Below are 20,168 nucleotides of genomic sequence, written 5' to 3' on the forward strand. Positions count from 1 at the left end.
ATTTTTTAAATAATGACCTGTTTATATGCACTTGTTAAACCATGAATTCATGCGTTAAAGGTAAGAGACATCCTTTCAGGTACCTGGTTTACAGGCCTTCAATATTGATGTGCTGACGCCAGCGATTGAGCTCCCGGCGCTGGCGCCAGGAGCGCAGCTGGTGGGTGCTGTTGTCTTCCGGCACGATCAGCACCTGACCGTTATGGCCATGGACTAGGTTGAACCGGCGTCGCGCGCCGATCGGGCGCTTTTCCGTGGCCTGAATGGCAATCAGGTTGATCTCGATGGCCTTGAGAGTCTGGTCGCTGCCGGCAAGGGTGTAGTCATCTTCAAGCGTCAGACCATGATGCCGGGCTGCATGGGTAATAATGCGATCAAAGGTGCTGGCCCGCAGGTACTGCATCGAATTGAGCGGCCCCATGCGTGTGACCAGTTCGCCTTCCTCCTCGCCGCCACCCTTGCCTGGCACGCCTTCTTCAGGGGTTTCCTCACCCGGAGAGGGAGTCTGCTGTCGGGTGTCCTCATCGGTGAGTTCGGTAATATCGCAGGCCAGTGTCTGCTGATCGGTTTCAAGGCGCGCAATGATGGATTCCACGAAAACGACGCCATGCCCCATGTTGCTGATCACACAGGGGCTATCCAGTCGACGGGCCTTGCCGTGCTTGATCAGAATACAGGGGCGGCGCTGGGCATGGGCATCACTGACGGCGACCTGCATGGCAATGCCCCAGATCAGCACGTGGCCGATACTGGTCAATCCACTGAAAACAACCGCATTTTCGGTGATCCACGCCCACAGGGCGCCTGGCTGGCTCAGCATGCCGCCCTCTCTTGATAGGCATGGAAGATATCTGAAGCGTCATGGTAGCAGAGCCCGCGGGTCAGCCCGTCATCGGGCGCACTCTTCTCGTCCCCTGATGAGACGGATGCCGGGCTGTCAGGTGCGCCTGCAATCGTCAAAAGCATTCGAGGGCAGGGCGCATGAAATAACTTCCGGCGGCTTTTTCAGCCTCGGCTCGCATTGAGGCTGACTCTTCAGGCGGATGTCAGCCGCAGGCCGGCAAACATTGGAAGGGCACTCGCAGGGTACGGATCTGTACCAAAAAATGATATTTGATGCAGAGTTTAACCTGGGCTAACGTTTCAGTTGTCTTCAGCCTGGTTTCAGAAAGCGCCTGCACGCCCTGTGACGTCCCGGTGTCTTGTCTGACGCCGGTGATGATATCCCTTCACAAGCAATGGAGTGCTTGACATGTCATCTGGCGTACAACTGTCCTTTACGATCGGCTGGATCGCGATGCTGTTGGGAGGCGTACTGTTCTGGCTGAGCAGCCGCCGTCTGCCGCAGGTCGAAAAGCGTCACGGCGTGGCGGCCATGACCATCGTGTTTGTGGCCTTTGCCAACTATTTCGCCATGTCGCTGGGGCAGGGCGATCTCTTCTTCAATGGCCGAACGGTCTATTTTGCCCGCTATACCGACTGGGCCATTACCACACCGATTCTGCTGGCAAGCCTTGCGATGTTTGCTGCTCGCTCGCTGGGGCGTATCGCGACGCTGCTGGCGGCGCTGATCGCCGCCGATGTCTACATGATCGTGACCGGTCTGGTCGGTAATCTCTCCACGGCACCCTACAACTACTATTGGTGGTTTATCAGCATGGTCGCCTTTCTGGTCGTGCTGGCGCTGGTTTGGGGGCCGCTGCGCCGTCACGCCGAAGAGGAGGGACAAATCGCCCCCTACTCGAAGCTGGCCGGCATGCTGACAGCACTCTGGGTGTGCTATCCCATCGTCTGGCTGGTAGGCAGCTCCGGCGTTGGCATGATCTCTTTAAGCGTTGAAAGCTGGCTCTATCTGGTGCTGGACGTGACGGCCAAGGTCGGCTTTGGCGCGGTCGCGCTCAACGCCGCTCGTCAGAGCCGGGCACGCTGATGTCATGGCCGGGCCGCCCCGTGCGGCCCGGCCAGTATACTTTCAGCGGCTCAAAAGGGGCACGGGCTCATGACCTCCATCAAGGCGATACGCACTTCAAGGGCCGATACCGGCACCATCCGGGGGCGCCTCATCTGGCTGATGGCCGCTGCCCTGATGCTGGCACTGCTGGGAGAGCAGGGGGCGTCCGCCGGCACGCTGTCACTGCTGGTGCTCACACTTGGCGTTGCGCTGCTGGGACTGCCTCACGGTGCCTTTGATCATCTCACCGGTGCCCGGCTGATCGCGCACTACCTGCCAGGCGCGCGGCATCCGCGGGCCTGTCTGGGCGTTTTCATGCTGGGCTATACCCTGCTGTCGATCACGCTGCTGTGGTGCTGGTATCACCGGCCTGCGCTGGGGTTGACCCTGTTTCTGCTGCTCTCGGCGGCGCATTTCGGGACCGACTGGCGCGGTCAACAGCCGCTGGGCTGCCGGCTGTGCTGGGGCGCACTGGTGATTGCGCTGCCGTTTGTCTGGCGCCCCGAAGAGGTGGCCGACATCATCCAGAAACTGGCTGTTGCCGACCCGGCGCCCTTTCTGTCGACGGCCCGCCCGATAATGGCGTTGGCACTGGGGATCGTGCTTGTGGGCGTTCGCCGTCGCGGCGTGGCGTTTTTATCGGCGACCGGGCTTTTGCTGCTGGGCGCTGCTGCACTCAACCCGCTGGCCTATTTCGTGTGTTACTTCTGCTGTTTTCACAGCCCGCTGCATCTATCGGCCATTCGGCATGAGCATGGTCTGATAAGGCGCCGACGGATGCTGACGGTGGCCGCACCGGTGGTGGTGCTGACCTGGCTGGGCGCCGGGGCCGGCTATCTCTGGATGAGTCACGACCACGTGGCGGGCGCCCTGATCAAGACAATCTTTATCGGACTGGCCTGTCTGACAGTGCCGCACATGCTGGTCGAATGGCTGGGCGAGCGTATTGCCCACAGGCCTCCTGAAGCCGTCCATGGCTGATCCCGTTTTTCGCCGGGCACAGCGCCCGGCGCTTTCCGGGGCACCACACCCGAGAATATCCCTGTAAACTACGCCGCCTCGTTATCAATGGCATCAGGTAAAAACCGACGTGAATGTCCTTTCTTCCCGGCTGCGTGGCACGCTGGCCTTCGCACTGTGTCAGCTGCCGCTTGTCTGGCTGGCGGCCCTTCGCTATGTCCCCTTTATGGAGGTCCCGCATGAAGGCTGGGGTATTGTCTATCTGCTGCTGACGTGGGTTGGGCACTTTGGGCTGCTGGTACTGCTGGGCTGGGGACTTTTGATGGCTCCGGCCTGCGTACTGCCCCGGCGTTATCTCTGGCCAGTAGCTGCGCTGGTGGCCACCCTGGGACTCGGCGCCCTGCTGGTGGATACCGTGGTCTATGCCCAGTATCGCTTCCATGTGAACTACTTCATGGTGTCGCTGTTTTTAAACGATAAAAACGGCGAAATATTCAGCTTCTCCCTTGAAACATGGGCCGTTGTCATTGCCGTATCACTGGCACTGCTGATCGCACAGGGGTGGCTTGCCCACAAAATGATCGTGACCGGCTGGCAGCGGAGTATCCCCACCGGGCGCACGGTCGGCGTGCTGCTGGTGGCGCTGTTTGCCGGGCATTTACTGCACATCGTGGCCGACGCCCGCTACATGCGAAGCGTCACCCAGCAGACCAGCGTCTATCCGCTCCTCTTTCCCGCGACCGCCAAGGACTTCATGGCCGAGCACGGCTGGCTGGACCCGCGGGCCGCCCGCGGTGAGCGTGCCAATATCGATGCTCGCGAAGCCGATGAACTCGAATGGCCGCTGAACCCCTTGCAGTGCAGCCCGCAGTCCTCTCCCAACATCATGCTGATCATGATTGATTCCTGGCGCCATGATGAATATGACGCGCAAACCACGCCGCATCTTTACGCTGCCCTGCATCAGAACGGACGGCGTTACACCGAACACTATAGCGGTGGCAACAGCACCCGAACCGGTGTCATGAGCCTTTTCTATGGGTTGACCGGCAATTATTACGCCTACATCAACAATACCCAGACGCCGCCGCTGCTGGTAACCGAAATGCAGCGTCAGGGCTATGCGCTGGGCATCTTTGCTGCGGCAAGTCTTGATAGCGTCGGCTTTGATCGCACCGTGTTCTCATCTGTTTCGCCGCTGCGCATGGGAACGCCCGGGGAAACGCCTCACGAGCGTGATGCCCGCATGACCGATGACTGGCGCCAATGGCTGGATCAGCATGAGCAGACCAGCAGCAGCAAGCCCTGGTTTGGCATGCTGTTTTACGATGCCCCGCACGGTTACAGCGTGCCGGAGGGAGCTGACAAACCCTTTCAGCCTTCTGCCAGTGAGATGAACTATCTCGAGCTCGGGCCGGAAACCGACCCGCAGCCCTGGGCCAATCTGCACCGCAATTCGGTGCACCATGACGATCAGTTGATCGGGCAGGTGATTGACGATCTCAAGGCGCGGGGGGAGTGGGACAATACCGTGCTGATCGTCACCGCCGACCACGGCCAGTCCTTCAATGACTTTCACAAGAACTACTGGGGCCACAACAGCCACTTTGCCTCACCCCAGACGCATGTGCCGATGATCCTGCATGGCCCGGGCATTACACCCGGCGAGCAGACGGGCATGAGCAGCCATCTGGATGTTGCGCCCATGCTGATGCGCCATGCGCTGGGATGCAGCAATCCGCTGTCGGATTACGCCCAGGGCGGTGATCTGCTGGATGCGCAGCTCGATCACCCCCGGGTCATTGCCAGCAGCTATCTGGATTACGGCATTATCGAGCCGGACCGAATTACCGTGGTGGATGGTACCGGCAAGTGGAAGATTCTGGATCGTCACCTTGATCCGATCGAGGATGCCGACTTTTCACCGGCGGTCTTCAATGCGCTGGGGCTGTTTCGCCAGTTCTATGAAAAATAGCCCCATCGGGAAGGCCGGCGCCCCCGGGCAGGGCGCCGTTCATGATGGTGGGCGTCTGCCTCAATGCTCGTCGGTCTGGTCATCCTGCTCACCCGCACGGGCCGGCGCGACATTGCGTCCATGCCCCGAGGGGAACCGGTGGGAGCCGTAACGCACCACCAGAATCGACAGGGCCAGCAGCAGGATCGAGCCGGCAATATAGATGATGCCCATGTCCGGGCGATGGTGATGCTGGATGTCCCCGATCATCATGCGCGTCAGCGCGGTAATGGCCACATAGATCAGAAAGCGCACCGGCATGTGGTTGGTCTTGAAATAGATGCCGACCATTGCGCCCAGCTCCAGATAGATAAACAGCAGCAGCACGTCATCAATGCCTGCCTTGCCGTCTCCGATCATCTCCAGAAAGGCGCCCAGGGCCGCCCAGGCAATCACGCCGCCAATGGCAAAAAGCGCCAGAAAGTGAAAGGTGCTGACCAGGAAGTTGCCCAGTCGGTCGGCCTGTTGATGCAGCCGCGCACCTGCAGGGCCCTTGTTCTTTAACGCCATGAATATGTCCTGAAAAACAGTGAAGTGAGTTGAATAAAGGGAAGTGGCATGATGGCCGGGCCTGCACGTATCAGCGAGACGACGCGCATCAGGGCGTGAATGTGCCATCCTGACGCCATCAGGGTGTGTGCATCATGCCCTGATGCACAGCAGACGCAACGGGAAAGACCATGACGCAGGATCAAAGGCAGCACGGCCCTCACGGGCACGACCACCATGGTCACAGCCACCATGGCCATCATCATCACGGCACGGACAATGAGCGGCGCCTGCTCTGGGCGATGATACTGACCGGCGGCTTCATGGTGGCGGAAGTGGCCGGCAGTCTTGTCACCGGGTCGCTGGCGCTGCTGGCCGATGCCGGTCACATGCTGACCGACAGTGCCTCGCTGGCACTGGCCTGGGTCGCCGCCCGGCTGACGCAGCGCCCGGCCAATGCCCGCAAGACCTACGGCTATCATCGTGTGCAGGTGCTGGCCGCCTTCGTCAACGGCCTGGCGTTGCTCTTGATCGTGGGCTGGATCCTGTTTGAAGCCGTGCGCCGGCTGTGGGCGCCGCCCGAGGTCGCCGGCACCGGCATGCTGGCCATCGCCATTGTCGGGCTGGTGGTCAATATCGGCGTGTTCTGGCTGCTGCACAGTGGGGATCGGGACAACATCAATATTCGTGGCGCGCTGTTGCACGTACTGGGGGATCTGCTGGGCTCGGTGGCGGCCATTGCCGCGGCCGTGGTCATCATGCTGACCGGCTGGATGCCGATCGATCCGCTGCTCTCGCTGCTGGCCGCGGCGCTGATTGCCCGTAGTGCCTGGAAGATTACCAGCCAGTCGGCGCATATCCTGCTCGAAGGGGCGCCTGCCCATATCGACAGTGCGCAGCTGATGCATGATATTCCACACGCACTGGATGACATCCACAGCGTCCATCACGTGCATGTCTGGTCGCTGACCCCGGAGCGCGTAATGATTACCCTGCATGCCGTGCCCCATGACGGCGTGGATCAGGATCATGCGATCATGGTCATCAGGGAATACCTCAGGAAGCACTTTGACATCGCACACATCACGGTACAGATCGAGCGCCAGACATACTGCATTGAACGCGGCCCCGGCATCGGTGAAAGGACCCACGAACACGGCGGCCCACGGCACGCCAGGGGAGCACCCTGATGAGTGATATCAGTCCCCTGGAGATGTCGAATGCCCCGCGGCCTGCGCCGGTCGCCCTTGCATGGATCGTGCTGGGCCTTGCCTGGGGCGCCTTTCTGCTGCCCTGGGCGGGCTCGGGGCTACTGATCGGCTGGCCGCTCAACCTGGTCGCCTTTTGTCTGGCCATCGTGATCATGGTGCGCGGGCGCACCGTCGCCGGACTTCTGGCGCTGGCAGCGTCCGTGGTGATATCACCGCTGGTCTATCTGCTGGGGCTTTTGCTGCTGCTGATCACCACGGCCTTCAGCGATGTCGAGATCGACATTCAGGAATCCGGCCCGATCCATGAGCACCATGCGCCGCCGCCACGGGTCGAGAAGCCCCCCTCGCTACAGATGACCGCGCTGTCACCGGATCAGATGGCTACTGACGCATCCGATGCCGATGCGTTAATGAAGGCGCATGGCTAATCGACCATAACCCTAACGCAGGTCATGGCAGCCATGACCGGGGCGCTCTATGCTCTTTTTTTCATGGAAGAGAAAGAGATTCAATGAAGATGATTCGGGTTGTATTTTTTCAAAACGACGCACCGATTGATCACTCCTACTGCAATAGCTCAGGTGTCATGGCGCTGCCGGCGGTTCCCCGCGTGGGGGAAGACATGATGTTTGATGGCAAGCCGGTCAAGATCATCAATGCCACCTGGATGCTGGGAGAAGAGGATTACGATATCCGTGCGGATCTGGTGCCCATACCCGTCGAGTGACCCCGATGGCCCGAACATGCCGATCAAAAAAGGCGCCCCTCGAGTGGCGCCTTTTTGTTGCCTTTTACCGCCCCGGCCCTGCCATGTCAGAAGCACGACGCCAAAAACCCGGGGCTGGTCACGGTGGCATCACCGGTGATCGACGCGTTTCACGCCTCATCACCGGGGTAGTCGGTATTGACGCTGGTCTCACGCCACTGTTCGATCTCCTCCAGGGTCTGGCGCAGATGCGCACTGACCTGATCCACACCCCAGGCGCCGAGCACCAGATGCTGCGGCGGGTGGGCATGTTCGACAATATCGATCATCGCCTGGGCTGCGCGTACCGGGTCACCGGGCTGGCGGCCGCTGCCTTCGGCAGTACCTGACATGCGCGCGCCGACCGTGTCGCGGTAGTCGTCAAGCTCGGTGGTGGTCTGCTGCAGCGAGCGTCCGGCCCAGTCGGTGCGAAAGGGTCCGGGGGCGACGCTGGTGACCTTGAGCCCCAGCGGCGCGACCTCGGCGGCAAGCGCCGTGGAGAAGCCTTCAACGGCGTGTTTGGTAGCCGCATAGTAGCCCGAGCCCGGAAAGCCGATGAAGCCCGCCACGGAGCTGATATTGATGATGTGGCCCTGACGGCGCTCGCGCATGCCGGGCAGCACCAGACGGGTCAGCTCGAAAAGCCCGAAGACATTGGTATCAAACTGGGCACGCACCTGCTCGTCATCGGCTTCCTCGACGGAGGACTGATAGCCATAGCCGGCATTGTTGACCAGTACATCGATACGCCCGAACTGCTGCTCGGCACTTTTGACCACCTCGCGCAGCTGCTCGCTTTTGGTGACATCCAGCCCCAGTGCCAGCACGCGGTCCTCGCGCCCTTCGGCCAGATCGGCAACCCGCGCCCGATCACGGGCGGTCACCACCGCCTTCCAGCCTCGATCAATGACCAGTCGGGCAAGTTCGCGACCAAAACCGGTCGAGCAGCCCGTGATCAGCCAGACAGGATTGCTTGATGCACTCATGTGTCTCTCCTTCAAACCAGGTAACGGCCTGTCAATGCAGTGGGCCATGATCAACAGGGGGCTGGTCACTATAGGACAGTCATGCAAGGCGCATTATTGAATATATTGATACCGGGAAAATCGACCGGGTGGCCGGTCATCATCACCGTCATTGTCAGCGGGTTAATGGCAGAAGTTTAAAAAAAGTCGCCATCTGGCAGGCAGGTTTTAATTTTTTAATGGCCATTTAATGACGACCAAAAGGAAACAATGCACTACAAAATCAAGACACTGAACTTATCACGCTTAAGACCGGGTGGTTTATAAAAGGGGCCATTAAACAACCTCATAACAGGAGTGGTCGCCATCAACAGCTTCAGTGCCTCCTTCATGGATATGAAGGCGCAATATCGCTGCATCGAACAACGGCTCGGGATTGAAATGGAGGAGGTGCTGTCATCGGCGACCTTCATCAACGGGCCGAAGGTGGCTGCTCTGGAGCAGCAACTGGCCGAACGCTGCGATGTCGCCCGATGCGTGACCTGCGCCAGCGGCAGCGATGCGCTGGTACTGGCGCTGCGCGTGCTGGATATCGGTAGCGGTGATCGCGTGCTCTGCCCGGCCTACACCTTTGCCGCCACGGTTGAAGCCATTGTCCGGGTCGGTGCCGAACCGGTGTTCATCGATATCGACCCGGCCAGCTTCAACCTGGATGCCCAAAGCCTTGAGCGCTGGCTGGAGGCACATGGCAGTGCCCGCGTACGTGCCATTATTGCCGTGGATATCTTTGGTCAGCCGGCCGATTATGACCGGCTCAATGCCATCGCTGCGCGTTTTGATCTTCATCTTGTCGCCGATGCCGCCCAGAGTTTTGGCGCTGACTTTCATGGGCGAGCGGTGGGCGCGCTGGCCGACATCACCATCACTTCCTTTTACCCCTCCAAACCGCTGGGCTGCTATGGCGATGGTGGCGCGCTATTCGTGCGTGATGCCGCCATGGCCGAGCGGCTGCGGTCACTGCGCAACCATGGCGTCAGCCGTGACCACGCCCGTCATGACGAGATCGGCATGTGCTCGCGGCTGGATGCCCTGCAGGCCGGTGTACTGCTGGCCAAACTGACCATCTTTGATGACGAGCTGACCCGCCGCGAGCGTATCGCCCAGGCCTATCAACAAGGGCTTGGGACGCTGCTTGCCACGCCCGTCACGCCAGCCGGCTGCCGCTCGGCCTGGGCACAATATACCGTGCGCCTGCCGGAAGAGCCCGGCGAAGACAATGCCGCACTGGGGGCGCGTCGTGACGCCCTCATGACGGCCCTTCACGACCGCGGCATTCCGGTACGCTGTTACTATTCGCCGGCGCTGCACCAGCACCCGGCCTGGCAGGGTGTTGTTCAGGATGGCCTGATCCGGACCGAGCGGGTGGCGGCCAGTACCTTCAGTCTGCCCATGCATCCCTATCTCGAGGATGATCATGTCGAACAGGTCTGTCAGGCCGTAAGAGATGCCTGCCATGGCCGCTAGTGCCGCGCGGGTGCTTCACGTCGCCGTGGCCGGGGCAGGGAAGATGGGGGCCCGACACGTGCGCACCTTCAATGCGCTGGCAGGGGTAGAGGTCAGCGTGATTTATGACCCTCTGCCGGCGGTCGAATGTGATCTGTCAGCGCCCATGCAGCGTCGCTGCACCCAGAGCTATCGGACCTTTCTTGAGCGGGCTCGCCTGGCCGACATGGCCGTAGTGGCCAGCCCTACGGCCACACATTTTGGCGTCACGCGTGATCTGATCAGCTGTGGCCTGCCGTGTCTGGTGGAAAAGCCCATGACCGTGCGCCCGCCGGAATGTCTGAGGCTTTGTCAGCTGGCCCGGGCGCATGGCACCGGTCTCTTTTGCGCTCATGTCGAGCGCTTTAATCCGGCGCTTCAGGCCACGGCCGGGGTGTTGCGATCCCTTGCCTGGGAGGAGGTCAGCATCACCCGGCAAAACCCCGGCAGTGCGCGGCTTGCCGGGGACTCCATCGTGATGGATCTGATGATTCACGATCTGGATATTGTGCAGCACGTCATGGGCCTTGCCCCCCGGGCCCTGCTGGCGGTCGAGGCCGGTCCCGATGCCCGGCGTCAGGCCGCGGGCGAGGGCGCCGATCAGGTGACGGTGCGTCTGCAGACCGATGCCGGCTACCCGGTCACCCTGAGCACCGGGCGGCTACCGGATCCTCGTGCCCGCACCATTCATGCCCGTGGCGCGCAGGGGCATCTGCATGTGGATCTGCTCAATCACCGTCATGACATGCAGCTTACCGCTGAGAACCGGACGCTGGCGCCCCCGATCATCACGGCAACGGATGCCCTGACGCATCAGGCCCGTGCGATGGTCGCAAGCGTCATGAATGGCGGTGCCCACGGGCTTGCCAGTGCCGAGCAGTGCTGGCAGACCCTGACGCTGTGTCAGCTCATCGAGCAGCGTTTGCGACTGGGCGCATACCGGAGCAGACACCTGCACTGAAGCACCATGGCGCCAAATGAACAGGGGGTGCTACAGTCATTGACACGCGCCGCCGGTCGGCCGATCACACGGGAAATGAATACCATGAAACGCATGACACTTTTGATGCTGGCAATGCTGTTGTCTGTAGGCGTACTCGGAGGGTGCAATACCATGCATGGGGCAGGCGAGGACATCTCTGACGGTGGCAAGGCCATCCAGAACGCCTCTGACTGAGACCGCTGTATCAAGTGCAAGGGGCCCCGCAGCCATTCGGCTGCGGGGCCCTTTCGTGATTCGTCAGTGTCACGTTTGGTGGTTCGCCGGTGCCTTACATGGCGTGCTTGATGCCCCTGTTGACCAGCAGCCAGTTGGCCGGCCAGGAGGTCAAAAGACCCACCAGCATGGCGATCTGCATCATGAACCAGAATTCGGGTGTGGTGGCCTCCATCCGGCCGCCCAGAAACAACGGCGTGGCGATCATCATCCAGAGAACCATGCCGGCCTGAAAGGCGATCAGCGACAGCGTGTCGGCCTTGATGGCATTGACCAGCGCGCGACGCGGCGAGCCTTCACCCATCTCGCGGATGGGCAGATACTGAAACAGGATTCCAAAGACATAGGCGGCCACAAACGCCAGTAGAAAATGGCCGGCCATGTGCGAGCCGAACAGGGTAACACCCAGTGCCGTGGCCAGCGGCGCGGCGATGATATCCCCCAGCGTACACCCGCCGCCGCAGTGTGTGGCCGAGACAAACACTCCCTGCCATTGGGGCTTGTCGCCGTGATGGTGATGGCTGCCGTGATGCTCATGGTCACCGTGCTGATGACTTTCATCGGCGCTCGCTGCCCGCCCCATTTTTTGATAGACCCACCAGCCCAGCACCGGAATGTAAAGCCCGGTGATCGGCCAGGTGACGTTCATGATCGCCATGTGCTGCGGGCGGCGGCGCACATCCACGGCAATTAGCGCGCAGGTAGCCGCGCCCAGCAGCAAAAATACCCACGACCAGATGGTCAGCATGGCAACACTCCCTGTAGCCTTCAGTTTGAATTTACTGATGCCACCAAGGGTTTAGCGCAGCCAGGGCCAGTCATCAAACCCTGGGGTGGGGGCATGGTCAGCCCTGTGTCACCTGTCGCTGCGCCCGCAGGGTATCCACGGTATAGATCGCAAGGCCGGCCCAGATGCAGGCAAAGGTGATCAGGTTGGCTTGGTTGAAGGTTTCACCAAATACGAACACGCCGGTGAGCAGGTGCAGGGTGGGGGTCAGGTACTGGATCAGCCCCAGCGTGCCGAGCTTGAGCCGCCGCGCCCCCATGGTAAAGAGCACCAGCGGCAGTATGGTGATCAGACCACATCCGACCAGCAGCGCATCCGTGAATACGCTGCCCTGCAGAAAAACCGCCTGCTGCTGCATGTACAGGCTACCGAGCCAGAGCAGGGCAAACGGCAGCAGCAGCATGGTTTCAATATAAAGCCCGGTGATGCTGTCGACGGCGATGCGCTTTCGGATCGCGCCGTAAACGCCGAAGGTACCGGCAAGAATCAGTGACACCCAGGGCACCCGCCCAAAGCCCACCACCATGATCAGCACGCCGGCGGCAGCCAAAAGCACCGCCGCGATCTGCAGCGGGCGCAGCCGTTCGCGGAAAAAGATCAACCCCAACACCACGTTGAGCAGCGGGTTGATGTAGTAGCCAAGGCTTGCCTGCAGCACGTGATGGCTTGAGACCGCCCAGATAAACACGCCCCAGTTGCAGCTGATCAGAAGCGCCGAGGCCATGAGGGTGAGCAGCAGACGGCGCTGACGCACAACGGCCATGACCCTTTCATGACGACGGGTGATCAAGACAAACAGCGTCAGCAGGACCGCCGCCCACACCATGCGCTGGGTCAGAATCTCCCAGGGAGAGACTGCCGGGCCGATCAGATGAAAATAGAGCGGCAGCACGCCCCACATCGAAAAACAGCCCAGGGCGGCCAGAAGCCCTGCGGTGTGTTCACGCTTGTCCATCATCGCCTCGGCCCTTCAGATAAAAGACAGCATCATACGCGCGATAGCGTGTTGCGGCGACGAGCAACGCTTGACCTGGTTTTGTCATGTCCATATTTTTGGACGTATGGACAATACAACGACTATCGAACTCTTTGCTGCGCTGGCCCAGAGCACCCGCCTGGACGCCTTTCGCCTGCTGGTGCGCCACGAGCCCGAGGGGCTGGCGGCCGGTGAGCTGGCACGTCAGCTGGATGTACCGCACAACACGCTGTCGGCGCATCTGAACGTACTGTCGCGGGCAGGCCTTGTGGTCTCGCAGCGCCAGAGCCGCTCAATCATCTACCGCGCCAGCCTTGCGCAGATGCAGGCCACGCTGGCCTTTCTGGTGCGTGACTGCTGTGCCGGGCATCCCGAACTCTGCGTGCCGCTGCTGGAAACCCTGCAACCCTGTTGTCTGGATGAGGAGAAAACGCCATGACCGTCGTGATCTATCACAACCCCGCCTGCGGCACCTCGCGCAACGTGCTTGAAATGGTGCGTCAGTCCGGCGAGACGCCGGAGGCGATCGAGTACCTGGAGACGCCGCCCACCCGGGAGCGGCTGGTGGAGCTATTGGCGGCAATGGCCATCACACCCCGCGAACTGCTGCGCCGCAAGGAGCCGCTTTGCGCCGAACTGGGGCTTGAATGCGAGACGACCAGCGATGACCAGTTGATCGACGCCATGGCGTCCCACCCGATTCTAATCAACCGGCCGATTGTGGTCACCGATCGCGGTGCACGCCTGTGTCGGCCCTCGGAACAGGTGCTGGCCCTGCTGGACAGGCCCGTGAGCGAGTTCACGAAAGAGGATGGGGAAGTGGTACGACCGGGAGTGTCTGACGCATGAGTGACACGCTGCCCCATATTGATACCGATCAACTCGAGCCCATCGATGTCGAGGCGCTGATTCATCCGGATGACCCGCGCCATCCGCCGCGCATGCTGGTGTTGTACGGCTCGCTGCGTGAGCGTTCCTATTCCCGACTGGTGGCCGAAGAGGCCGGCAGGCTGCTGCGCTGGTTTGGCTGTGAGGTGAAAACCTTCAACCCCTCGGGGCTGCCGCTGCCCGATGACGCCGACGTCGATCACCCGAAGGTCGCCGAGCTGCGCGAGCTGGCGCAGTGGTCAGAAGGCATGGTGTGGGTCAGTCCCGAGCGCCATGGCGCGATGACCGGCATCATGAAAACCCAGATCGACTGGATTCCGCTCTCCCTGGGCGGCGTGCGTCCGACCCAGGGCAAGACGCTGGCGGTGATGGAGGTCTCCGGCGGCAGCCAGAGCTTCAATGCGGTCAATCAGATGCGCATTCTGGGGCGCTGGATGCGGATGCTGACCATCCCCAATCAATCCTCGGTGCCGAAGGCCTTCAACGAATTCGATGACGATGGACGCATGCGCGCCTCACCGCTGTATCACCGCATCGTCGATGTCTGCGAGGAGCTGGTGAAGTTTACCTGGCTGACGCGCGGGCGCGCCGGCTATCTCGTGGATCGCTACTCCGAGCGGGTCGAAAGCGCCGAAGAAGTATCGAAACGCGTTAATCAGCGCACCCACCGCGCGTGAATCAATAGGCGAGAGTCAACATGCTGGCACTGATTATTTTCGTGATCACCCTGGTGCTGGTGATCTGGCAGCCGCGGGGGCTGGGTATCGGTTGGAGCGCGCTGGGTGGCGCTGCCGTGGCGCTTGCCACCGGTGTGGTGGGGTGGGGCGATGTGGCTACCGTCTGGGACATCGTCTGGGACGCCACCTTCACCTTTGTGGCACTGATCATCATCTCGCTGATCCTCGATGAGGCGGGCTTTTTCAACTGGGCGGCGCTGCATATCGCCCGCTGGGGCACCGGGCGCGGGCCGCTGCTTTTCATGTTGATCGTGATGCTGGGGGCAGTCATTGCCGCACTGTTTGCCAACGACGGCGCCGCACTTCTGCTGACACCGATCGTGCTGGCGATTCTGGTACGTCTGGAGTTCAGCGCTCGCGCAGCGCTGGCCTTTATCATCGCCACCGGTTTCGTCGCCGATACCACCAGCCTGCCGCTGGTGACCTCCAATCTGGTCAATATCGTTACCGCCAACTACTTCGGGATCGGCTTTAACGATTACGCCCGGGTCATGGTGCCGGTCAATCTGGTCTCGCTTATCGCCACGCTGGCCGTGCTGTGGCTCTATTTCCGCCGCGAAGTCCCAAGGCGCTACGATCGCGACAGGCTGGAGGCGCCCGCCAGTGCCCTTGTGGACGCTCGGGTCTTTCGCGCTGCCTTTCCGCTGCTGGCGGTGCTGCTCGTCGCGCTTTTTGTGACGGCCCGCTGGCAGGTGCCCTTTGCCTTCATCATGGGCACGGCCGCGCTGGTACTGATGGCGGTTGCGGGGCGCTGGGGCAGCGCCGGCACGCCCGTGATCTCGCTGAACAGGGTGGTCAAAAACGCGCCCTGGCAGATTGTGCTCTTTTCAGTGGGCATGTATCTGGTGGTGTATGGACTGGGCAATGCCGGGCTGACCGATATCGCCGCCGGCGCGCTGACCTGGCTTGCCGAGCAGGGCACGTTTATCGCCACCCTGGGCACCGGCGTGGCGCTGGCGGTGCTGGCCTCGGTCGTCAACAACCTGCCCTCGACTCTGATCGGGGCGCTGGCGATCGATCAGGCGCAGGTGCCGGCACTGACGCAGCAGCTCATGGCCTACTCAAGCGTGATCGGCAACGATCTGGGGCCCAAGTTCACCCCGATCGGCAGTCTGGCAACGCTTCTGTGGCTGCACGTGCTCGCCGGCAAGGGCCATCGCATCGGCTGGGGGCAGTACATGAAGGTGGGGCTTTTGATCACCCCACCGGTACTGCTGGCCACGCTGGTCGCGCTGGCAGTATGGGGGCCCCTGGCCATTCGGCTCGGCAGTTGATCTCTTTGGGAGCGGCAACAGGATGTGCCCGAATGTTGTGGCATGGCGCATCTGCTCGAGTAGATGAGTATCAGATAAAGCTCAAGAGGAAGATGCGATATGCCGATGCTGGTTTCGTCCCCCATTTGAATCGCAGCCACCTGAAGACGTCGGCGGCACTGCCATGGCAGGAGTAACACCATGTTTGGAACCAGACCTTCTCGCCAGCGTGAGCCGCTGATAAACGCCATTCATCGTGCCATGGCCGTCATCGAGTTCGACCCGCAGGGCAATATCCTGTGCGCCAATCCGACCTTTTTCGAGGTCACCGGCTACCGCGCCGAAACCCTGATCGGTGAGCACCACAGCGTGCTGTGCCCGCAGGCTTACGTGGAAAGCGTCGAGTACGGCGCTTTCTGGGCACGTCTGCGTGACGGCGAGTTCAACAGCGGACGCTGCAAGCGGCTGCGTCAGGATGGTACGCCCTTGTGGCTGGAGGCGACCTATAACCCGATTCGCAACCGGCGCGGGAAGGTGGTGCGCGTGATCAAGCTGGCCACCGATATCACGGCGCAGGTTCGCCAGGAGCAGGAGATGGAAAGCCGCCTGCGTGCCATCGACCGCTCGATGGCCGTCATCGAGTTCACCCCTGATGGCCATATCCTCACTGCCAATCAGAACTTTCTGGATACGGTGGGCTATCGGCTTGAGGAGATCGAGGGCGCGCATCACCGCATCTTCTGCGGTAAAACGCTGGCGGCAAGTCCCGAGTATCGGGCGTTCTGGGCACAGCTCAACGCCGGGGAGTTCATGTCCGGCCAGTTCAGGCGCTTTGACCGTCAGGGGCGTACCCTGTGGCTGGAAGCCACCTATAACCCGATCTTTGATGACGAAGGCCGGCTCTACAAGGTCATCAAGTTTGCCAGCAATATTACCGAGCGGGTCGATCGGGAGACCGAGAGCCTGCGCATGGCCTGTCGCATTTCAGCGGATACGGAAAATACCGCCGGCGAGGGCAGCCGCATCATTGATGAAACCGTGCGCGAGATCCGCAGCATTGCCGATCGGGTCGAGGCCACCTCCAGACTGCTGGGGGAGCTGACAGATCAGGCAGCCGGCATTACGGCCATTGTTGAAACCATTGAGTCCATCGCCTCCCAGACCAACCTGCTGTCCCTGAACGCCGCCATTGAAGCGGCCCGCGCCGGCGAGCACGGGCGCGGTTTCTCGGTCGTGGCTCATGAGGTGCGCCAACTCGCACGCCGCACGGCCGAGGCCACCAGCGATATTTCCGGCACGATCGGTACGCTGCAGCAGCTCTCCCGCAATGCCACGACCAGCATGCATACCTGTCGCGAGAGCGTTGAAAAGGGCGTGGGCATGGCCGGTAATGCCGGTGAGGCGATCGTGCGCATCAGTGCCTGTACCAATGACATGGTGACGGCCGTGCGCAGCATGGCCTCCACCGTGGACATGAATGATGAGGCAGGTGTGGTGCATCAGCAGCTGGCGTATGAGGCACTGCCATCATGAGCCCTGCCTGCCGGTATTTGCCGGGAAGTGTCTGACAGCCCGTCCGGCCATGTTGACACCGGCGACATCGCCAGGATGTCAAAAGGGGCGGCTGAGGGCCTGATCAATTGTTTGAAATGGAAATATAAAAATTACTTTTTATTCCTTTTGAGAATTAAAAGACGTGGGTAATCTCTGCTGATGCCTTCTCAAGGAGATGCCCCATGCCCGTGCTGTCCTTCCCGCGTTTCTGGTCATCCGTTGCATTGACGGCGTTGCTGCTGCCTGGCGCCGCTTATGCTGAAAAAATCAGTCTGCTCAATGTCTCTTTTGATCCGACCCGCGAGCTTTACGCCGACTACAACCAGGCGTTCAGCCAGTGGTATGAAAAGCAGTCCGGTGACCAGGTCACCATTCAGCAGAGCCACGGCGGCTCGGGGCGTCAGGCGCGCTCGGTCATCGAGGGCAACCCGGCTGATATCGTCACACTGGCACTGGCCGCAGACATCGATGTGATTGCCGAAAGGGGCAGACTTCTGCCCACCGACTGGCAGCAGGCCTTTGCCGATGACAGCACCCCCTATACTTCCTCGATCGTCTTTCTGGTGCGCAAGGGCAATCCAAAGGGCATCCATGACTGGGATGACCTGACCCGGGACGGCGTCGAGGTGATCTCACCCAACCCGAAGACTTCGGGTGGGGCGCGCTGGAACTATCTGGCCGCCTGGACATGGGCACTCAAGCGCGAGCTGGGGGATCTGAATCGACTACATGACCCGGCGGCAAAAGAGGATGTGGCGAAGGCGCAAAAGGCGGCCGAAGCGTACGTGAAGGCGCTCTATCAACATGTGCCGGTGCTTGATACCGGCGCCCGCGGGGCCACCAACACGTTTGTCCAGCGTGGTCTGGGCGATGTGCTGCTGGCCTGGGAGAGCGAGGCGCTGCTGGCGATCAATGAGCTGGGCCGGGATGACTATGAGATTATTACCCCTTCAGTGAGCATTCTGACTCAGCCGCCGGTAGCGGTGGTGGCCGACAACGTCAGGAAAAAGGGCCCGGCGGCCGAAAAGGCTGCACATGCCTATCTGGAACACCTCTACTCACCGCAGGCGCAGCAGCTGGTCGCACAGCACTACTACCGGCCGATCAATCCCGAGGGGGTCGATCCCGAGCTGCTCGAGCAGTTCCCGAAGATGGATCTTTACAATATCAATGACGTTTTCGGCGGCTGGCGGGAGGCACAGCAGACCCACTTTGCCAACGGGGGCGTCTTTGATCGCCTCTCGGCGTCAGGACGGTAGTGACCGTTCACCGGCGATCATAAACATGACCCGGCAACGGCCATGCCATGGCGGTCGCCGGGATGCCGGTCACCCATTATGCTGATGCCCATGGCTGACCCCTTGTTCAGGAGACCGCCTTGCCCAGTATCGATATCACTCTCAACCTCAGCGCCGAGCAGTGCCGCGCCCATTACGCCGGCGCGGCCGACAGCATCCGTACCCGTACGCTCGATGGCCGCAGCGTCCTGCTGCCCTCGCGCGTGTTGCACCACATCATCGGGCGTGATGGCGTGCATGGCACCTGGCGGGTCACCTTTGACGACAACGGGCGGTTCGTTTCGATTCGCCCGCTTTGACACTGCTATTGCCGTGTTCGGCTCCTGAAAGCTCCCCTCCTGGCACATAAAGCCGCTGACGGCGCCGCCGATATCATGTCACCCGGCGCCATGGTGATCATGGCGCGACCTGTTTCGAGGCGCCCATGTCGTCACTTCTCTCATCTATTGTTCTGCATCGGACCCTGCTTTTCACGGCTTTGCTGATCCTGTCGAGCCTGGCGCTTGCCGGGAGTGTCCAGTTTCAGTCAACGATGACCGTGCGGCCGGGGTGCTCTGTGATGGAGCGCCCGGCCGGGGATCCGGGGATGGGGTATCTCTGCAGTCCCAATGTGGGAGACTTTCGCCTGACGCTGGATGGCGGGCGCAATGGTGACGGCGTACAGCGCTATCTGTCGGATGGTCAGACACGTATTCCTTATCGACTACAGGTGTTCACCGGGCAGGGAGAGCGCCTTCGCGCCAATCGGGTGCTCTCCATCAGCCTGCCTGAGGGCGTGTCGTCCCTGATGCTGCAGGCCTTTAACACGCCGGTGGCAGACATGCCGCCGGCCGAAGTTGGCTCGCCCAGTGATACGGTATTGGCCACCTTCGAGTATTAGTCCTGCTAATCCTTTATGCTTTGAAATGTATGAGATTGGTTAGATAAAGCTAATCTGTGTTAGTGACTTGATTAGGAAACAGTGGTCATATTGCGTCGATTTAATACAGGGCCGGTTGCCACGTCGATTACCATCAGGAAATTGCCAGAATGCGAATGTTATCTCCCATCAGCGCCGTCACGGGTGCACTCATGCTCTGCGCTGCGCTGTCCGCTCAGGCAGAGGTATCCGGGCAGATCGACGCCACGCTCAACGTGGAACCGGGCTGTCTGATCGATAGCGCCGGCACTCCTGATGGCAGCGCCGGCTACAACTTCGGGACGCTGGACTTCGGCACCGTCTCCACCATCTGGACCAACCCCCTGCAGGCAACGCTGAGCAGTGGCGGTGGTCAACTGTCCGTGACCTGCAGCCCCGGCGTGGACACCTTTACGGTGACCATCAATGGCGGCACCAGCGGCAATGGCGCTACCCGCAATCTCGTGTTCGCCGACAGCAATGTGCCCTATCAGGTATTCCGCGACGCCGGACAAAGTCTGCCCTACGAGATCAACCAGCCCGAGTCCTTTACGGTTGCCTCGGCCGGTGAGTCGATTGCAGTGCCGGTCTACGGTCTGGTCGCGCCCAATCCCGAAACGCCGGTAGCCGCCGGTACCTATGTCGATACGCTGACCCTGACCTTCAACTTCTAGACATCGTCCG

The 20,168-nt window shown here is 61.1% G+C and carries 23 protein-coding genes; 18 read left to right on the forward strand and 5 right to left on the reverse strand.

From position 1 onward, the window contains the following. Positions 1 to 88: 88 nt before the first annotated feature. A complete protein-coding gene (locus IE123_RS09095) occupies positions 89 to 820 on the reverse strand; it encodes a hypothetical protein (protein ID WP_189517292.1) in 732 nt (243 codons plus the stop codon). 432 nt (positions 821 to 1,252) lie between these two features. Between IE123_RS09095 and IE123_RS09100 the strand changes: the two genes are divergently transcribed. The 3 genes from IE123_RS09100 to IE123_RS09110 all read left to right on the forward strand — a co-directional run bounded on the left by IE123_RS09100 (position 1,253) and on the right by IE123_RS09110 (position 4,886). Next, positions 1,253 to 1,930 carry a bacteriorhodopsin gene (locus tag IE123_RS09100; protein ID WP_189517294.1) on the forward strand — a complete coding sequence of 226 codons (678 nt, stop codon included), beginning with the start codon at positions 1,253 to 1,255 and terminating at the stop codon, positions 1,928 to 1,930. Between the two features lie 69 nt (positions 1,931 to 1,999). Then, positions 2,000 to 2,932, forward strand: a complete 933-nt coding sequence (locus IE123_RS09105; RefSeq protein WP_189517296.1) for a Brp/Blh family beta-carotene 15,15'-dioxygenase — start codon at positions 2,000 to 2,002, stop codon at positions 2,930 to 2,932. A gap of 109 nt (positions 2,933 to 3,041) precedes the next feature. Continuing rightward, on the forward strand, positions 3,042 to 4,886 hold the full coding sequence (locus IE123_RS09110) for a DUF3413 domain-containing protein (protein WP_189517297.1): 1,845 nt from the start codon (positions 3,042 to 3,044) through the stop codon (positions 4,884 to 4,886). A 60-nt stretch (positions 4,887 to 4,946) separates the two neighbouring features. On the opposite strand, the gene IE123_RS09115 is transcribed toward IE123_RS09110, so the two are convergent. Next, positions 4,947 to 5,435, reverse strand: a complete 489-nt coding sequence (locus IE123_RS09115; RefSeq protein WP_189517299.1) for a phosphate-starvation-inducible protein PsiE — start codon at positions 5,433 to 5,435, stop codon at positions 4,947 to 4,949. Positions 5,436 to 5,605: 170 nt separating this feature from the next. Here IE123_RS09115 and IE123_RS09120 point away from each other — a divergent pair, with 170 nt between their 5' ends. From IE123_RS09120 to IE123_RS09130, 3 genes are all read left to right on the forward strand, one after another. Continuing rightward, positions 5,606 to 6,604 (forward strand): cation diffusion facilitator family transporter, encoded by a 999-nt coding sequence (locus IE123_RS09120; RefSeq protein ID WP_189517301.1) that lies wholly within the window; start codon positions 5,606 to 5,608, stop codon positions 6,602 to 6,604. Further along, complete coding sequence (locus IE123_RS09125) at positions 6,604 to 7,053, forward strand: hypothetical protein (RefSeq protein WP_189517303.1); 450 nt, start codon at positions 6,604 to 6,606, stop codon at positions 7,051 to 7,053. The genes IE123_RS09120 and IE123_RS09125 overlap by 1 nt, the downstream gene beginning before the upstream one ends. 83 nt (positions 7,054 to 7,136) lie before the next feature. Beyond that, positions 7,137 to 7,352: a hypothetical protein gene (locus tag IE123_RS09130; protein WP_189517305.1), complete on the forward strand. Its 216-nt coding sequence runs from the start codon at positions 7,137 to 7,139 to the stop codon at positions 7,350 to 7,352. Positions 7,353 to 7,501: 149 nt separating this feature from the next. Here IE123_RS09130 and IE123_RS09135 read toward each other — a convergent pair whose 3' ends face one another. After that, positions 7,502 to 8,356 (reverse strand): oxidoreductase, encoded by an 855-nt coding sequence (locus IE123_RS09135; RefSeq protein WP_189517312.1) that lies wholly within the window; start codon positions 8,354 to 8,356, stop codon positions 7,502 to 7,504. A 369-nt stretch (positions 8,357 to 8,725) separates the two neighbouring features. On the opposite strand from IE123_RS09135, the gene IE123_RS09140 reads away from it, so the two are divergent. The 3 genes from IE123_RS09140 to IE123_RS09150 all read left to right on the forward strand — a co-directional run bounded on the left by IE123_RS09140 (position 8,726) and on the right by IE123_RS09150 (position 11,054). After that, the gene (locus tag IE123_RS09140) at positions 8,726 to 9,859 is read left to right on the forward strand and encodes a DegT/DnrJ/EryC1/StrS family aminotransferase (RefSeq protein WP_189517313.1); all 1,134 of its coding nucleotides are present in this window, start codon (positions 8,726 to 8,728) and stop codon (positions 9,857 to 9,859) included. Beyond that, positions 9,849 to 10,838, forward strand: a complete 990-nt coding sequence (locus IE123_RS09145) for a Gfo/Idh/MocA family protein (RefSeq protein WP_189517314.1) — start codon at positions 9,849 to 9,851, stop codon at positions 10,836 to 10,838. The genes IE123_RS09140 and IE123_RS09145 overlap by 11 nt, the downstream gene beginning before the upstream one ends. Positions 10,839 to 10,922: 84 nt before the next feature. Then, the gene (locus IE123_RS09150; RefSeq protein WP_189517315.1) at positions 10,923 to 11,054 is read left to right on the forward strand and encodes an entericidin A/B family lipoprotein; all 132 of its coding nucleotides are present in this window, start codon (positions 10,923 to 10,925) and stop codon (positions 11,052 to 11,054) included. 94 nt (positions 11,055 to 11,148) lie between these two features. Here the strand turns inward: IE123_RS09150 and IE123_RS09155 are convergent, their stop codons facing one another. Both IE123_RS09155 and rarD read right to left on the reverse strand, forming a co-directional pair. Next, positions 11,149 to 11,841, reverse strand: a complete 693-nt coding sequence (locus tag IE123_RS09155) for a DUF4396 domain-containing protein (RefSeq protein ID WP_189517316.1) — start codon at positions 11,839 to 11,841, stop codon at positions 11,149 to 11,151. Positions 11,842 to 11,938: 97 nt separating this feature from the next. Further along, positions 11,939 to 12,838, reverse strand: coding sequence for an EamA family transporter RarD (gene rarD / locus IE123_RS09160; RefSeq protein WP_189517318.1), 900 nt, complete (start codon positions 12,836 to 12,838; stop codon positions 11,939 to 11,941). A gap of 103 nt (positions 12,839 to 12,941) precedes the next feature. Between rarD and IE123_RS09165 the strand changes: the two genes are divergently transcribed. The 9 genes from IE123_RS09165 to IE123_RS09205 all read left to right on the forward strand — a co-directional run bounded on the left by IE123_RS09165 (position 12,942) and on the right by IE123_RS09205 (position 20,158). Beyond that, positions 12,942 to 13,295 carry an ArsR/SmtB family transcription factor gene (locus IE123_RS09165; protein ID WP_189517320.1) on the forward strand — a complete coding sequence of 118 codons (354 nt, stop codon included), beginning with the start codon at positions 12,942 to 12,944 and terminating at the stop codon, positions 13,293 to 13,295. After that, positions 13,292 to 13,705, forward strand: coding sequence for an arsenate reductase (glutaredoxin) (gene arsC, locus IE123_RS09170; RefSeq protein WP_189517322.1), 414 nt, complete (start codon positions 13,292 to 13,294; stop codon positions 13,703 to 13,705). Before IE123_RS09165 ends, arsC begins: the two co-directional genes overlap by 4 nt. Further along, positions 13,702 to 14,421, forward strand: coding sequence for an arsenical resistance protein ArsH (gene arsH, locus IE123_RS09175; RefSeq protein WP_189517324.1), 720 nt, complete (start codon positions 13,702 to 13,704; stop codon positions 14,419 to 14,421). Before arsC ends, arsH begins: the two co-directional genes overlap by 4 nt. Positions 14,422 to 14,441: 20 nt before the next feature. Next, positions 14,442 to 15,755 (forward strand): arsenic transporter, encoded by a 1,314-nt coding sequence (locus IE123_RS09180; RefSeq protein WP_189517326.1) that lies wholly within the window; start codon positions 14,442 to 14,444, stop codon positions 15,753 to 15,755. A gap of 180 nt (positions 15,756 to 15,935) precedes the next feature. After that, positions 15,936 to 17,267, forward strand: a complete 1,332-nt coding sequence (locus IE123_RS16280; protein ID WP_189517328.1) for a methyl-accepting chemotaxis protein — start codon at positions 15,936 to 15,938, stop codon at positions 17,265 to 17,267. 203 nt (positions 17,268 to 17,470) lie between these two features. After that, on the forward strand, positions 17,471 to 18,547 hold the full coding sequence (locus IE123_RS09190; RefSeq protein ID WP_189517330.1) for a sulfate ABC transporter substrate-binding protein: 1,077 nt from the start codon (positions 17,471 to 17,473) through the stop codon (positions 18,545 to 18,547). Between the two features lie 119 nt (positions 18,548 to 18,666). After that, positions 18,667 to 18,885: a DUF2835 family protein gene (locus IE123_RS09195; protein ID WP_189517332.1), complete on the forward strand. Its 219-nt coding sequence runs from the start codon at positions 18,667 to 18,669 to the stop codon at positions 18,883 to 18,885. A 125-nt stretch (positions 18,886 to 19,010) separates the two neighbouring features. Further along, entirely contained in the window at positions 19,011 to 19,466 is a 456-nt protein-coding gene (locus tag IE123_RS09200) for a hypothetical protein (protein ID WP_189517334.1), read from the forward strand. Between the two features lie 149 nt (positions 19,467 to 19,615). Next, on the forward strand, positions 19,616 to 20,158 hold the full coding sequence (locus IE123_RS09205; RefSeq protein WP_189517336.1) for a Csu type fimbrial protein: 543 nt from the start codon (positions 19,616 to 19,618) through the stop codon (positions 20,156 to 20,158). Positions 20,159 to 20,168 lie beyond the last annotated feature (10 nt).

The sequence above is a fragment of the Kushneria pakistanensis genome (genome assembly GCF_014652795.1).
Lineage (GTDB): Bacteria > Pseudomonadota > Gammaproteobacteria > Pseudomonadales > Halomonadaceae > Kushneria > Kushneria pakistanensis.